Origin of the sequence: Proteus faecis (genome assembly GCF_003144395.1) — a bacterium.
Taxonomy (GTDB): Bacteria; Pseudomonadota; Gammaproteobacteria; order Enterobacterales; family Enterobacteriaceae; genus Proteus; species Proteus faecis.
This window is the reverse complement of the sequence record NZ_PENZ01000045.1, coordinates 49,857-63,479: the sequence shown is the minus strand read 5'-3', so window position 1 is coordinate 63,479 and position 13,623 is coordinate 49,857. Positions and strand designations below refer to the sequence as shown.

Genomic DNA, 13,623 nt, shown 5'->3' with positions numbered 1-13,623 from the left:
ACTTTTTAACTCAACTAAAAACACAACCTAAACCGCTAAAAGTAGCAATCTTCTTTCTGTTTTAATGCCGTTTTATTGTTAATCAATTGTTATCAAAAACATGAAAATCATTTCGTGCCAATTACGGCATGAAAGGGTTATTTTTATCACTTTAGGTATCTCTAATGGATGTCAATTTCGACTTGTTTGATGAAGAAGTCAGGAGAGAGATAGCTAGGCGTAGTTTGCATGAATTTATTCAGTATATAAACCCTGAATACATTACAAGCCACTTTTCAGAAACGGTATGTAATGCGTTAGACCAGTTTTTGTTAGATATGATGGATGGTAAACGGCCTAAGTTAATATTAGGGGCACCTCCACAGCATGGTAAGTCTGATATTGTTTCGCGTTACCTTCCAGCCTATTTCTTTGGTAAATACCCTAACATGCGTGTGGGTGCGCTGTCGTATTCCTCAGATTTAGCGGGTGATATGAATACTGATGTTCAGCGCATTATGATGTCTGATGAATATCGTGTGCTATTTCCTAAAAGTTGGTTAGGCAATAAGCCTGAAAACGGTATTACAGTTAAACGTAATTCTGATGAGTTTGGCCTTGCCAATCACAAAGGGGGGTATGTTTGTGCGGGGGTAGGTGGCCCATTAACAGGTAAGAAAGTTGATCTCGGTATTATTGATGACCCGATAAAGAACTCAAAAGAAGCGCTTAGCCAGACTGTTAAAAAATCAATTTGGAACTGGTACGTTTCGACCTTTAAGACCCGCTTATCAAAAAATAGCGGTGAAATTATCATGGCTACTCGGTGGGCAACCGATGATTTGTCTGGCCAATTAAAAGAAAAAGCGCCTGAAACTAAGGTGCTTGCATTCCCCGCTATCAATGAACGAGGGGAAGCACTGGTACCAGAGTTACACCCAATTGACAAACTCCTTGAGACAAAAGCAATCATTGGTGATTACTTCTGGTCTGCAATGTACCAACAATCACCTAAGCCGGGTGATGGCCAAATCTTCCACGAAGAATTTGCTCAGTACTACCTACCGAAAGACCTACCAGAAAAATTCGATAAGGTTATTCATAGTTGGGATATGACCTTTAAAGATAGTGACGGTACTGACTATGTGGTGGGGCAGGTATGGGGAAAGAAAGACGCAAATGCTTATCTACTGTATCAAATTAGAAAGCGCATGAGCTTTACTGAAACCTTAAAATCGGTGAAATGGTTAGCTGAAAAATTCCCTGAAGGACGACGTAAGCTGGTGGAAGACAAAGCCAATGGCCCTGCTGTAATCGACTCTCTCAAATCAACCGTATCAGGGTTAATTCCCGTCGAGCCAGATGGTAGCAAGGTTGCTCGTGCTCATGCGTGTACTGCTGAGTGGGAGGCTAGAAATGTGTGGCTACCTCATAAAGATATTGCGCCGTGGATTGTGGAAACCGTAGAGGAAATTACTACATTCCCGTTTGCTGGCCATGACGACACAGTGGATGCCATGACGCAAGCATTACGCGATTTATATCAGAAGAAAAAAGGCAGTTTCTTCACAACTAGGAGATGAACTATGTGGTGGCCGTTTAAGAGGCGAAAAACAGAACCACTCGCACCGGTTAAACGGTCAGCATTCACAACTGACTTATATCCTGCGCTGGCGCGAGAACAGGGCTTTGATGGGATTAATTTACCCCAACCCACAATTGCAGGTGTTGCGATGGATAGCATTGATAGCTACGTGCCATCATTTAAAGGTGAACAATTTTACGGTGTGCCAGAGTCACAGGCCTCATGGTATGCCTCACAAATGTTTATTGGTAACAATATGTGTGCGGTTATCGCTAAACATTGGCTGGTGGATAAAGCCTGTAATATGCCAGCTCGTGATGCGATACGCCAAGGCTACGATATTGATTGTGATAACGACGATGATCGCGCTATCAGTAAAAAGCTCCGTAAACGTGATAAAAAATACCGTATTACACACCAACTGAAAGAGCTGGTTCACTTTGGGCGTGTATACGGTGGTCGTTTAGCGTTATTTGTTGTGGAGACATCAAACCCGAAAGAGTGGTATGAAAACCCGTTTAATATCGATGGTGTGACTAAAGGGATGTATAAAGGTATTAAACAGATTGATCCACAATGGGTAACGGCCGATTTAACGGATGCCAATGTTCAAGATCCTGCCAGCATGGATTTCTACGAGCCGACCTATTATGTGATTGGTGGGCGTAAGTATCACAAGTCTCACTTTATTAAGTTTGTACCGTTTCCTGTACCTAACGTGCTTAAGCCAATGTACAACTACTTTGGCGTATCAGTGCCAGAACGTATTTATGAGCGTGTCTACGCTTCAGAACGTACCGCCAATGAAGCACCACAACTGGCAATGACCAAGCGTTTGCTTACGATGGGGATTGCAGATCCAGAAAGCGCTGATAAGGATATTATTCGCGAAAATATGCTTTATTTTATGGAGATGCGCGATAACTACGGTGTGCAAATGACGGGCAGTGAAGATACGGTTCAACAGTTCGACACCTCATTAGCGGATTTAGACGCCACGATTATGACGCAATACCAGCTGGTGGCATCGGCTTCTAATGTACCAGCAACAAAACTGCTAGGCACTACACCGAAAGGCTTTAACTCAACAGGTGAATACGAAGAGGCTAATTACCGCGAAGAGCTTGAAAGTATCCAATCAAACGACCTTGAAGAGCTATTACAGCGCCATTACGACATGTTAATGCGTAGCGATGGTTTACCTGTGACAGAAATCTCTATCACATGGGCACCACTTGATAGCCCGACGGCTGTTGAGAGTGCGGATATTGAGCTTAAACAAGCACAAGCCGATTCAGCTTATGCAACAACGGGGGCGATTGATGGGTTAGATATCCGCAAGAAACTGGCCAGTGATAAAGCGTCTAGCTATTACGGCATTGAAGTGAACGAGGCAGATTATGTCGAGGCGAATACGAGTACGAACGAAGCGAGCGCAATGGGCAACATCTCGCCAAGCAGTAATGAAAGGGAAGCCCCTGCAGTATTCGGTAGCGCCCTCTAGTCGTTATCAAGGTGACATGTCACGCCTCATTAATTCAATGATTAAAGACTATGAAAAAGTGTTTAGCGAATTAAATGACGACTTCGATGGCTTTACGATGGATGCCAGCTTTGCCAGTCAAACACGCATCTGGCTTAACCGTCTAAAACGTAAATGGGATAAGATTTTTAAGCAAAAATCCACAGAGATTGCAGATAAATTTGTTTCCCAAGTCGATATAGGTGCAAAGCGTAATTTAGATGATTCTCTTAAACAGTTGTCAGGTGGGATCACCATCAAAACCCCAGATATGCCCGAAGCCCTGAAAGATAAAATCATTGCTTCTACGGCTGAAAACGTAGCACTCATTAAATCCATTCCACTGCAATTTCATCAACGTATTGAAAGTGTTGCCTTACGCTCTATCAGCCAAGGTGGTGAAGGTGCAAAAACGTTATTAGAGGAAATTCGGCATACTGGCAGTGTGACAGAGAAAAGGGCGAACTTTATCTCTGTTGACCAAACGCGAAAAATTACGACAGCGGTTAACTATGAGCGCATGAAATCTGCTGGTATTCGTAAAGCGGTTTGGCATCATTCTGGTGGGAGTGCTGAGCCTCGTGAATGGCATATTAAATTGGATGGTGAAGTATTTGATTTAGATAACCCACCGATTATTGATCCCAAAACGGGAGAGCGAGGACTGCCCGGACAGTTGCCAAATTGTAAGTGCTTCTGGACACCGGTTATTGATTTTGGTGAGGAGACATGACAAAGCGACAATATGATTTAAACGGCTGGCTGGAAGTAAAAGATAACCCCATCTCTAAAGTTGGGGTTTTTGATTATTTAGGGTTTGAGATTGGCGCACCAATACCCGAAAAGATTTACAAGGTGTATCGCCCACAAGAAGAACTGGCCAGCACAGAGACAATTAACTCTTTCAAATTAATGCCCTTTGTTGATGAGCATGAAATGCTAGGGAAAGACGGCACACCCGCAGAGACAAAGGGGATACAAGGGGTCATAGGGGAACAGGTTTACTTTGAATACCCCTACCTTAGAAGCAATATCAAAATCCTGTCTAATTCAGCGCTTAACCAAATTGAGGGGGGGAAAATTGAATTATCTCCGGGTTATCGCTGTATTTACGATTTCACACCAGGCGAATTTAACGGTGAACGTTATGACGCCATACAACGGCATATTAGAGCCAATCACCTTGCGTTAGTCGATGAAGGGCGCACTGGCGCTGATGTTGCTGTGCAAGACCACTCCGTTATTACCATAGACACTAAGGAACTTATTCGCATGAATCCTGAAGATGAAAACAAAGACAAACCAACCACTGATGAAGGTGCCTTTACGCCTGAGCAATTGGAAGCGTTAAAAGCGATTATCAAAGAAGCAATCACCAGTGCTAAACCTGCAACAGATGATGAGCCAGACGATAAAGATAAGTCTTCAACTGATTCAGACCCTGACGAAGAGCAGAAAGCAGAAGAAGCAGTGGAAAAAGCTGAAATTGCCACAGAAGAGGCTGAATCTGGCGAGCCTGAAGCAGTAGAAAAAGCCGAGGTCGCGATTGAAACTGCAGTCGAAGCGATAGAAGAAGCTAAAGAGCATCTTGACCAAGCAACTACCGATGGTCTTAATCGTCGTTTAAAGCGCCTAAATCGTAGCATGACTGCAATGGATGAAATGGCATCTCTGAAACGTAAAATTAAGCGATTAGAGAAAGCAAAACCGGCAATGGATACGGGTGAATTACTCAAACAAATCGGTGCGCGTGATGCGTTAGCGCATAAATTAACGCCGTTTATTGGTGTGTTTGACCACTCTGCTATGACTCAACAACAAGTCGCGGAGTACGGTGTTAAAGAACTGGGTATTCAATGCAGTAAGGGAACCGAAGCGATTGCTCTTGATGCATGGATGCAAGGACGTGTACCTGATTCTCAAAAGCCCAGTTCAACAATGGACTCTGCAGTGAGCAATAAAACAATTATGGATAAATGGGGAGCTAAATAATGGCAATTCCTAAATCAGTAGCAGATGGCTTAATTTCTGGTGTTGTCGGTGAAATTAGTCATGCAGGCCCTATTCGCGCTGTTTCAGCTATTCTCAGTTCAACGGATGAAAAGCTGAATATTTTCGGTCGCGCCTATACCTACAAAGATGATTCAGTGGAATCCGTTCAAGTCGGTGGTAAAGGGGCATTTGCGGGGATCATGATTAACCCTAAAGCCTATCGTATCGAAGAAGCGTTCGCTCGTAACGGTACGCAGGGCGAATTCCTGACAATGGGGGAGGTTTTCGTTGAACTAAAAGAAGTGGCAGGAAAAATCAACGCACCGGTTGTGTTCGATGAAGCTGACGGCTCGCTATCTTCTAAAGCCACTATTAGTGCCGGTGATCGTGTCATTGGTTTTATCAGCCGACACCTTGAATCCACAGAAAGTGCTCACTTGGGCATTATTCGTTTAACAGAAATCCCATATCCAGCATCTCCAAAGGAAGGTGAATAATGCCAGTCAGTAAAATTAAATTTCACATGTCTGGCCGTGATGTCAAAAAACATGGCCAACTGAATATTAACCCTGACCAGAAATGGACATACGGAGAATTAGCGCAAATCGGCTTTGGTGGTTTTTCTGCGATGGACTCCGCAATTAGCGGTGGTGCAATGCAGGGTGGTTTAATTCAGCGTGAAATGTTGCAACACGTTTTGCCCGGTGTTATTCGTACCGCTACGCGTGTTCGTGTGTTGGATGAAATCACCGGTATCGTCAATGCGGGTGAATGGCATGATGAAGAAATCATTCTGAATGTGGCGACACCAATTAGTAAAGCCGAGCTTTATGGTGACCATACCAATGTGCCATTAGCGTCTTATGCGCAAGACCAAGAACGCCGTGGCCTTGTCCGCTTCGAATCAGGTTTTCAAGTGGGTAAATTAGAAGAAGCGCGCCAATCTTCCGCAGGCTTTGTTGCGATGGAAGAAAAGCGTAATTCAGTGACTGAATCATTAGAGCAAAGCCGTGAGCGCGTAGGTTACTACGGGTTTAATAGCCCTGAAACGCGCGTTTTTGGTTTGATGAATGAACCTAACTTACCCGCCTATGAAACCGCAAAAGGTAAATGGAAAGGCGGAACATTTGCGGATATCACTGCCGATATTACTGATATGTTCTCGCGTATTGAAACGAGCTCTGGCGGTATTATTAAAGATGATACGCCAATTACCTTAACATTACCGTTGGGCTTTCGTTCTGCGCTGAATGTGGCTAATCCTGTCGCACGCGGTGAAACAGTCAAACAATGGATAAATGAAAACTATCCAAATATGCGTCTGGTTTTCTCTCCTGAATTTGTTGGCGCAAATGGTGGGGCTGATGTGGCCTATATGTTCGCAGATAGCATTGATGATGGTTCAACAGCAACCAGTGCGGTGATCCTTCAAGTTGTGCCTGTGAAATACCAGTTATTAGGTTCACTCAACCAAATTAAAGGGTATATGGAAGATGCAACCAATGCGACTGCAGGTGTATTTGTGACTCGTCCGTGGGCGGTGACTCGCTTAACCGGCATCTAATCTTGCCACTTCTCTTTTTGCGCCCTCATTTGAGGGCTTTTTTATATCTAAACAATAGGAGAGCACTCCATGCCTCTTTACGCATATTGCACCTTATCAAATGACCAGAACTATACCGTGAGAGACGGGAAAGTGTTTATTGCCGGTCAAGCGAACGTAATGACTAAACACATGTACACACCGCGTGGCCGTGTGACAGAAATTACTGACGAGCAATACAAACAGCTCAAAGAAAATCACGTTTTCAATCTTCATCGTGACAATGGGTATATTACCGTTGAAGAACGCAAAGAAGATCCCGAAAAAGTTGCCACTGACATGGAAGCGAGCGACCAATCAGCCCCTGACACGCCTGAATCGTTAGAGGCTGAAAAGCTAGACGTTCCTAAAACCAACAAAAAAGGTAAGTGATCATGGAGACGAGCACATTTCCTTTAACGTCATTCCGTGTGCTCTATCCGCAGTTTAACGGTGTGAGTGATGATGAAATAGATATCATTGCTCAATCTGCGTTGAACTATTTCTCTGCCTGTAAGGGTGTTTGCACTAACGAGCTGTGGATGCTCGTTGTTGCACACATGCTAACACTCAGAAAAATGATTGCTGATGATGAGTCGCCTACCGGTGTGGTGACGAGTGTGACTATCGATAAGGTAAGCGTGTCATTTACGGCACCGCCTGCCGGTTCGGACTGGTCGCACTGGTTTAAAATGACCACCTTTGGACAGCAGTTTCTAGCGTTAATTAAGCGTTGTAGCGTACCTCAATACTTTGGTGGTGGTGGCGAACGTTCAGCTTTTCGGGGGGTAGGAGGGCGATTTACGAGAGGAGGGCGATTACGTTAATGACTAAATTAGCGCAATTAAAAGCGGTTTATGATGAATTGGCTAAAAAGCGATTAAGTGTTGGTTTCTTTGAACACGCAAAATATCCCGATGGAACACCGATTGCTTATGTTGCCTCTATTCAAGAGTTGGGCTATCCCGCCGGTGGCATTCCTCCTCGCCCATTTTTACGTCCGACCATGAATGACAAAAAGCAGGATTATAGTCAGTTAATTTTTCGAGCAGTGAAAGCGTCTGTTAAGGGCAATATCACGCTGGATAATGGGCTGGCACAAATTGGTGCGACGGTGGCGGGCGATGTGAAAATGGCAATAAAAGCAGTCACAACACCGGCACTGGAGGAGTCAACCGTTAAAGCAAGAGCACGTCGCCATAGTAAAGGTAAGGCCACCGATAAGCCGTTAGTCGATACTGGCCAAATGCTTCAAGCGGTTAGTTTCGCAGTGGAGGATAAATAATGTTTGGTAACTTAAATCGTATTGCTTCACGTTATATTCCACAGCAAAAGGTGCTTTGGTTTCGATTTAAAGAACGGGCACCCGATGAGCGAGGGAATGACCAAAATTATTATTATGATCCCGTAGAAGTTCGTGGCAGTTGGCAAGCGGTCGATACCCAAGATGTTCAATCAATGGGATTAGATACGAGCCAAGTGTACCGACGCCTATATACCTCTCATGATATTAAAGCTGTGCAACGAGGTACATCTCCTGATTTTCTTGTATTCAATGGTCGAAAATATGATGTGGTGGGTGATGCAGACTGGTACGAACAAGATGGCTGGAAATCGGTGATCTGTATCGAGGCGGGTACTTATGACGGATTATGAGGTTGATGTTGCTATTCGCAAACAACTCTTGTTGCAGTTAAAAGAAGTCGGCATTGGGATCCCCGTTAAAGCCGGTTTCCAATCTACCAAGCAAGGCCGTGAAGATAACATGGTGATGTTTTTTCCCATCAATGAAAGTGGCCACGGTTGGCAGAGCCGAAAATATAATGTTCAAGGCAATAAAGCTAATCACCAAGAAAACCAGTTATCTGAAAAAACGTACCAAGTTCAGGCTTTCATTACCCAGTTAGGCCATTATTCAGCGAGTGATATTACCGCGATTGTCAGAATGATCGCCAATTCATTGCCCTTTGTTGAAGCTCTCCGCAAACAAGGCATTGGCGTTCAGCGGGCAAGCGATATTCGAACACCTTATTTTTTGAATGACCAGGGCAACTACGAACAAAACCCCTCATTTGATTTCAATGTGACATTTAATCGCACACTTCATCCTGATACAGACGCCGTGAGTGCGTTGTATCCCGATATCTATCGTATTTAAGGAACGTTATGTCTATCAAACAAACTCGCTATGTCGATATCGCGAGTGCGGTGATTGGCGCGTCAGCTGTACCGATGCGTAAGCTCACGGCTCGTATTTTTTCAACTAACCCTAAAATCCCTGCCGGTAAAGTGCTTGAATTTGCTAGTGGCCAAGTCGATGACTTATTGGGTACTGACTCCCCCGAGGCACATTTTGCGCGTCAGTATTTCAGCTATGTCAGTCCAGCACCGGCAAGTAAGCCGAAAGAACTGCAAATTGCCTCTTATGAGCCTGTTGGTCGAGCGCCTACCTTGTTTGGAGAAAAGACAGGCGATTTAGCTGATTTAAAATTAATTAATGACGGTGAACTTAATATCACTATCGGCAAGGTGACCAAAACAATCACTGGAATTGATCTCTCTGAAAGTACGTCATACGCGGATGTTGCAACAGCTGTACAAGCGAAATTGAATGCAGAAAGTGAACCTCAATTTGCTAGCGCCTATGTCACGTTTAATTCCCTAGACAGCGCATTTGTTATTAGCGGTGGCGTACAAGAGCGTGCTGATATTAGCGTGCGTCAATCAGTACTTGCTGATGCGATGAATATTAGCCACGGCACATCATCAGCCGGTAATCCTGCACAAACTCCGTTACAAGCCTTTATTGCTTCTGAGGCTATTTCTGACTCTTTTGGTAGTGCAACGTTTTTAACGGAACTCTCATTAGAGCATGCCGTAGAGTTGGCGCAGTACGTGGCAGGCGAAAATGTGAAGTATCAATTGCATTTGTCTGTAACCAATCAAAATGCAGAAGATTTTAGCGGAGCGCTGGTGGGTACGGCTTCAACAGCCTTAAACCTGAAAACAGCGGATAATTTCTTTGTTCAAGCGTTACCGATGGCCATTATGTCCGCCACAGATTATGACCGCACCAATGCGACAACAAACTATATGTATCGTCAATTTGGTGTCACGTTCCCATCGCAAATTACGACCGATATCGATGCGGATCGCTTAGATAAACTACGAGTGAACTATTACGGAGAAACGGCCGTATCGGGTTCACATATTAGTTTCTATCAACGGGGTTTCTTATGTGGTGGTGTTGCCAACCCATTAGATATGAGTGTCCATGCTAATGAGCAATGGTTAAAAGCCTACATCGCGCAACAGTGGTTTAGTTTGTTGATGGCCACACGTGGAGTACCCGCCAATAAAGACGGTGAAGCACGTGCAATGATGGTGATTGCAGGGGCGGTGACCAAGGCGATTAATAACGGCACTATTCTAGCGGGAAAAACCTTAACCGATGTGCAAAAAATCGCAGTGACAGACGCTTCTGGTGATGATTTGGCATGGCATGATGTACAAAACAAAGGTTATTGGTACAACGCTCAAATTGTCGAAAACACAGGCCCCTCTAATTTGCCTGAGTACGTAATGAAATATGTATTGATTTACGGTAAGGGCGACTGGGTTCGTAAAGTCGAAGGCTCTCACAACTTAGTGTAAGGAACACAATATGCATGATGTATCAGCAACTGGCTTGAGTATTGTTATTCAAGCACATAAAACCTTTCCCGCCGGTATTCAAATTACCGCCTTCGCAGATGATGCCGATCCATTAGATTTGCCTGCCGTGGATATTGCGCAAACAGGAATGGATATCAACGGTAACTTGGTATCATGGTCAACGCCAACACCTCAAACGGTCACCATTAACGTCTTAGCGGGCAGTGAAGAAGATGAAAACCTCGCTATCTTGCTTGACTCCAATACCGCTCGTCGCGGACAACGGCATGCAGGGGATATTATCACTATGGTCGCTTCGTATGGTGATGGCTCAACAACTACGGCACGTAACGGCAAAATTACGAATGGTAGTCGTGGTAGCTCTGTTGCCAGTGCAGGACGACACAAATCCAAAGCGTATACCTTCGTATTCCAAGACTTCGATCGCACTCGCGCACGTTAATTTTAGGCGGTTATTCCGCCTTTTTTTATGGATATTAATCATGTTAATTAAACCGAAAGAAATTACGATCACCGATGCTGATCGTGAAGAGCACACTTTTATTATTAGCCGATTACCAGCAACGATTGGACGTGAAATTCTGGCGAAATACCCGCTATCGAATGCGCCTAAAATTGGCGACTATGAAGTCAGTAAAGAAGCCATGCTCAAAATGATGGCGTATGTTGCAGTGGAAAAAGAGGGACAAGAGATTTATCTGAAGACCAGCACATTAATTGATAATCATGTGCCCGATGGTGAAGCCCTTATTCGTCTTGAACTGGAAATGTTGAAGTATAACACCAGTTTTTTCGGCAAAGACGGGAGCCAAGGTTTCCTCCAATTCCTGCTCAACAAAATCACCGGTTCACTCCCGTCGATTATAAAAACGCTGATGGCTTCTTTGCCGTCATCATCTCAGCCGGTTTCGCCACGCTCACCGAACTCAAAACATCAATAGATTTAGAAGAGGCGTTTGATTTGTGGGAGATCGCCATTACCAACCGTTATAACGAAGCGCTGGCTTCATCGAAAGGATAACTCATATGGCTTTGCTAGATACCTTTGTTCAAGTATTTGAATTTGATACCCGCCAAGCCGATGATGCGTTTAATCGAGTGAGCAAATCGACCGATGACATTATTGCTGAGATGAAAAAAGCGCAACAATCGGCAACTATCGGTGCGGATGGGTTTACGCAATTTATTCAAAATCTATCCGCACAATTGACAGAATTATCGTCAAATTCAGTTGATATTCATGTTAATGGTGATGCATCAAATGCCTCTGATGCCATCATTTCAGAAATTAAACGGATCACTGAAGAAGCGGAGGGGAATTCTGAAGACATTGATAATATTGTTCAAAATATTATTGATAGTTTAGGTCATGTATCCAACGAACATACTGAGATAAATATTGATAGTGATACTGCTCAAGCTGAGTTAAGCGCATACATAGAGAAAATGAAAGATTATCTTGAGTATGCAAAGTTACTTTTACAGTCTAACGCTCTCTCATCAGAAAGTAATAAAAAATTATCGGAAGGCATTGTATTACTCGAACGTAATATTCAGAGAGCTAAACAGTCAATCAATGATCAAATTGCCACGAATAATTCGGCATCTAGAGAAACGGAACGACTGACGAGGCGAAATAATGAATTAGCTGAGTCAGCCGATGAGGTTGCCGATAATTATGGTAAGGCGACCTCGTCGTTAGCTGGTTTTCTCGGTCGAATGGCAGGGATGGTTGGGATTGGTTTAACGGTAGGGGGAATTGCGTCATTTATTCAAACAACAGCAGAAGAAGTGAATACGCTTTCTCAATCCGCGGAAGCCTTAGAACTTCCTGTTGAAGATGTTGATGCTTTTGGCAAAGTCATAACCTCAATGGGAGGAGATGCTCAAGGCGCTCGTGACTCATTGATGGATATGTCTGAAAGTATTGGTGAAGCATTACAAGATACTTCATCAGGGAAAGCAGATGTTTTCAAAAGTTTAAATATCTCATTAAAAGATATGAAAGGCGAATCTATTGGCGCAATGGAGGGCATATATCGCTTGTCTGATGCTGTGCAAGGGATGAGCAAAGAAGAAGCCGTATTTCGAATTAAAGAAGTGGGAATAACAGACAATAAAATTGTTGAATCCATTCTTAAAGGACGAAAAGAACTCGAGGAGTTGACTAAAAAGCAAAAGGAGAATGGCGTTGTTACAAAGGAACTTGCATTACAATCCCAAAAATATAAGGAAGTGACTGGAGGATTAAAAACCGTATTCAGTAGTGTCATGATGAGTATTATGAATAGTGCGTTACCAGCGTTAACTAAAGTCCTTTCTTGGGTGCAAACCTTTGTCAAATTTTGCCAAGAAAACAAAAATTTATTGATAGGTTTTTTCTCAGCTATTGGTTTGGCCGTAGCACTTTATTACGTTCCCCCTATGTTAGCTGCTGCATCAGCAACACTTGCTGCAACATGGCCTATTATCGCTATTATTGCCATTATTGCGCTTTTAGCTATGGCATTTGCGATTGTTTATGACGACATTATGAATTTCATTGACGGCAATGATTCAATGATTGGGCGTATTCTTGAAAAATATCCACGATTAAAAATCGTTATTCTTGCATTATGGGAAACATTCAAAAAGCTCTTTGAATATCTAAAGGTTATTGTCGGTGTTGTGGCGGATATTGTTGTTGCCGGTTGGGAGCTAATGGCTTCAGGCTTAAAGGCTTATATTAAGTTTCTCATCAATTGTATCTCTGTCATTGCAGGGTGGGGTAAGTCCTTTGCGGGTGTTTTTACTACGGTGACGGATGCCGTTGTGGGCGCGTTTGAATGGATGTGGGAGCAAGTTAAAAAAATCATTGGTTGGGTAAATACAGGGCTTGATGCAGTTAAAAATGGTTGGAAATCTGCTAAAGAGTTTTTTGGGTTCGGTGACGATGAAGAAATTACTATCAATCAAAACGTAGAGCGGAACGTCAATGATAATGGCGAGATTGAATATGCCATTCCTCAACAAGAAGAAAGCCAAACAACACAACAACCGGTTAGACACTCTATTGCTCAAGCCAATGCACAGTTAGATGCGATAGCCAACAATGCAATGAACCCTATTACCAGCCAAGCCATTAGTAATCAATCCAATGTGAAGAATGAAAGTAACGTAAGTATTGGAGAAATCAAGGTTGAAACTCAAGCAACCGATGCACAAGGTGTCGCAAGTGGACTTAGCAATGCGCTACAAGATGAAATAGCTAATGTCAATCAACAACATTCTAGTGGATTGGGAGGTTAA

General features: G+C 43.5%; 15 protein-coding genes. All 15 read left to right on the top strand.

Annotated features, from left to right (window positions below; genetic code table 11):
- Positions 1-164: 164 nt before the first annotated feature.
- On the top strand, positions 165-1,562 hold the full coding sequence (terL, locus tag DK858_RS14120; RefSeq protein WP_103004839.1) for a phage terminase large subunit: 1,398 nt from the start codon (positions 165-167) through the stop codon (positions 1,560-1,562).
- 3 nt (positions 1,563-1,565) lie between these two features.
- Positions 1,566-3,068, top strand: coding sequence for a phage portal protein (locus DK858_RS14115; protein WP_109397956.1), 1,503 nt, complete (start codon positions 1,566-1,568; stop codon positions 3,066-3,068).
- A gap of 37 nt (positions 3,069-3,105) precedes the next feature.
- Positions 3,106-3,819, top strand: a complete 714-nt coding sequence (locus DK858_RS14110) for a phage head morphogenesis protein (RefSeq protein WP_103004974.1) — start codon at positions 3,106-3,108, stop codon at positions 3,817-3,819.
- A complete protein-coding gene (locus tag DK858_RS14105) occupies positions 3,816-5,078 on the top strand; it encodes a DUF2213 domain-containing protein (protein WP_103004838.1) in 1,263 nt (420 codons plus the stop codon). Before DK858_RS14110 ends, DK858_RS14105 begins: the two co-directional genes overlap by 4 nt.
- On the top strand, positions 5,078-5,575 hold the full coding sequence (locus tag DK858_RS14100; protein ID WP_109397955.1) for a structural cement protein Gp24: 498 nt from the start codon (positions 5,078-5,080) through the stop codon (positions 5,573-5,575). The genes DK858_RS14105 and DK858_RS14100 overlap by 1 nt, the downstream gene beginning before the upstream one ends.
- The gene (locus DK858_RS14095; protein ID WP_109397954.1) at positions 5,575-6,642 is read left to right on the top strand and encodes a major capsid family protein; all 1,068 of its coding nucleotides are present in this window, start codon (positions 5,575-5,577) and stop codon (positions 6,640-6,642) included. Before DK858_RS14100 ends, DK858_RS14095 begins: the two co-directional genes overlap by 1 nt.
- A gap of 69 nt (positions 6,643-6,711) precedes the next feature.
- Positions 6,712-7,053 carry a hypothetical protein gene (locus DK858_RS14090; RefSeq protein ID WP_109397953.1) on the top strand — a complete coding sequence of 114 codons (342 nt, stop codon included), beginning with the start codon at positions 6,712-6,714 and terminating at the stop codon, positions 7,051-7,053.
- Positions 7,054-7,055: 2 nt separating this feature from the next.
- Positions 7,056-7,487, top strand: a complete 432-nt coding sequence (locus DK858_RS14085; protein WP_109397952.1) for a DUF4054 domain-containing protein — start codon at positions 7,056-7,058, stop codon at positions 7,485-7,487.
- Positions 7,487-7,945, top strand: a complete 459-nt coding sequence (locus DK858_RS14080) for a hypothetical protein (RefSeq protein ID WP_088206686.1) — start codon at positions 7,487-7,489, stop codon at positions 7,943-7,945. Before DK858_RS14085 ends, DK858_RS14080 begins: the two co-directional genes overlap by 1 nt.
- Positions 7,945-8,316 carry a phage collar protein gene (locus tag DK858_RS14075; protein ID WP_004250582.1) on the top strand — a complete coding sequence of 124 codons (372 nt, stop codon included), beginning with the start codon at positions 7,945-7,947 and terminating at the stop codon, positions 8,314-8,316. The genes DK858_RS14080 and DK858_RS14075 overlap by 1 nt, the downstream gene beginning before the upstream one ends.
- Positions 8,303-8,818: a phage gateway protein gene (locus DK858_RS14070; RefSeq protein WP_109397951.1), complete on the top strand. Its 516-nt coding sequence runs from the start codon at positions 8,303-8,305 to the stop codon at positions 8,816-8,818. The genes DK858_RS14075 and DK858_RS14070 overlap by 14 nt, the downstream gene beginning before the upstream one ends.
- A gap of 8 nt (positions 8,819-8,826) precedes the next feature.
- A complete protein-coding gene (locus tag DK858_RS14065; protein ID WP_109397950.1) occupies positions 8,827-10,314 on the top strand; it encodes a DUF3383 domain-containing protein in 1,488 nt (495 codons plus the stop codon).
- A 10-nt stretch (positions 10,315-10,324) separates the two neighbouring features.
- Entirely contained in the window at positions 10,325-10,777 is a 453-nt protein-coding gene (locus DK858_RS14060) for a phage tail fiber protein (protein ID WP_109397949.1), read from the top strand.
- Positions 10,778-10,817: 40 nt separating this feature from the next.
- Positions 10,818-11,276: a hypothetical protein gene (locus DK858_RS14055; RefSeq protein WP_109397948.1), complete on the top strand. Its 459-nt coding sequence runs from the start codon at positions 10,818-10,820 to the stop codon at positions 11,274-11,276.
- Positions 11,277-11,361: 85 nt separating this feature from the next.
- The gene (locus tag DK858_RS14050; protein WP_109397947.1) at positions 11,362-13,623 is read left to right on the top strand and encodes a coiled-coil domain-containing protein; all 2,262 of its coding nucleotides are present in this window, start codon (positions 11,362-11,364) and stop codon (positions 13,621-13,623) included.

Bases quoted from the DNA above. Each gene is read 5' to 3' on its own strand.
- DK858_RS14070 (WP_109397951.1), top strand. From the start codon at position 8,303: ATGACGGATTATGAGGTTGATGTTGCTATTCGCAAACAACTCTTGTTG.
- DK858_RS14050 (WP_109397947.1), top strand. From the start codon at position 11,362: ATGGCTTTGCTAGATACCTTTGTTCAAGTATTTGAATTTGATACCCGC.
- DK858_RS14095 (WP_109397954.1), top strand. From the start codon at position 5,575: ATGCCAGTCAGTAAAATTAAATTTCACATGTCTGGCCGTGATGTCAAA.
- DK858_RS14090 (WP_109397953.1), top strand. From the start codon at position 6,712: ATGCCTCTTTACGCATATTGCACCTTATCAAATGACCAGAACTATACC.
- terL (WP_103004839.1), top strand. From the start codon at position 165: ATGGATGTCAATTTCGACTTGTTTGATGAAGAAGTCAGGAGAGAGATA.
- DK858_RS14115 (WP_109397956.1), top strand. From the start codon at position 1,566: ATGTGGTGGCCGTTTAAGAGGCGAAAAACAGAACCACTCGCACCGGTT.
- DK858_RS14080 (WP_088206686.1), top strand. From the start codon at position 7,487: ATGACTAAATTAGCGCAATTAAAAGCGGTTTATGATGAATTGGCTAAA.
- DK858_RS14075 (WP_004250582.1), top strand. From the start codon at position 7,945: ATGTTTGGTAACTTAAATCGTATTGCTTCACGTTATATTCCACAGCAA.
- DK858_RS14105 (WP_103004838.1), top strand. From the start codon at position 3,816: ATGACAAAGCGACAATATGATTTAAACGGCTGGCTGGAAGTAAAAGAT.
- DK858_RS14085 (WP_109397952.1), top strand. From the start codon at position 7,056: ATGGAGACGAGCACATTTCCTTTAACGTCATTCCGTGTGCTCTATCCG.
- DK858_RS14065 (WP_109397950.1), top strand. From the start codon at position 8,827: ATGTCTATCAAACAAACTCGCTATGTCGATATCGCGAGTGCGGTGATT.
- DK858_RS14060 (WP_109397949.1), top strand. From the start codon at position 10,325: ATGCATGATGTATCAGCAACTGGCTTGAGTATTGTTATTCAAGCACAT.
- DK858_RS14110 (WP_103004974.1), top strand. From the start codon at position 3,106: ATGATTAAAGACTATGAAAAAGTGTTTAGCGAATTAAATGACGACTTC.
- DK858_RS14055 (WP_109397948.1), top strand. From the start codon at position 10,818: ATGTTAATTAAACCGAAAGAAATTACGATCACCGATGCTGATCGTGAA.
- DK858_RS14100 (WP_109397955.1), top strand. From the start codon at position 5,078: ATGGCAATTCCTAAATCAGTAGCAGATGGCTTAATTTCTGGTGTTGTC.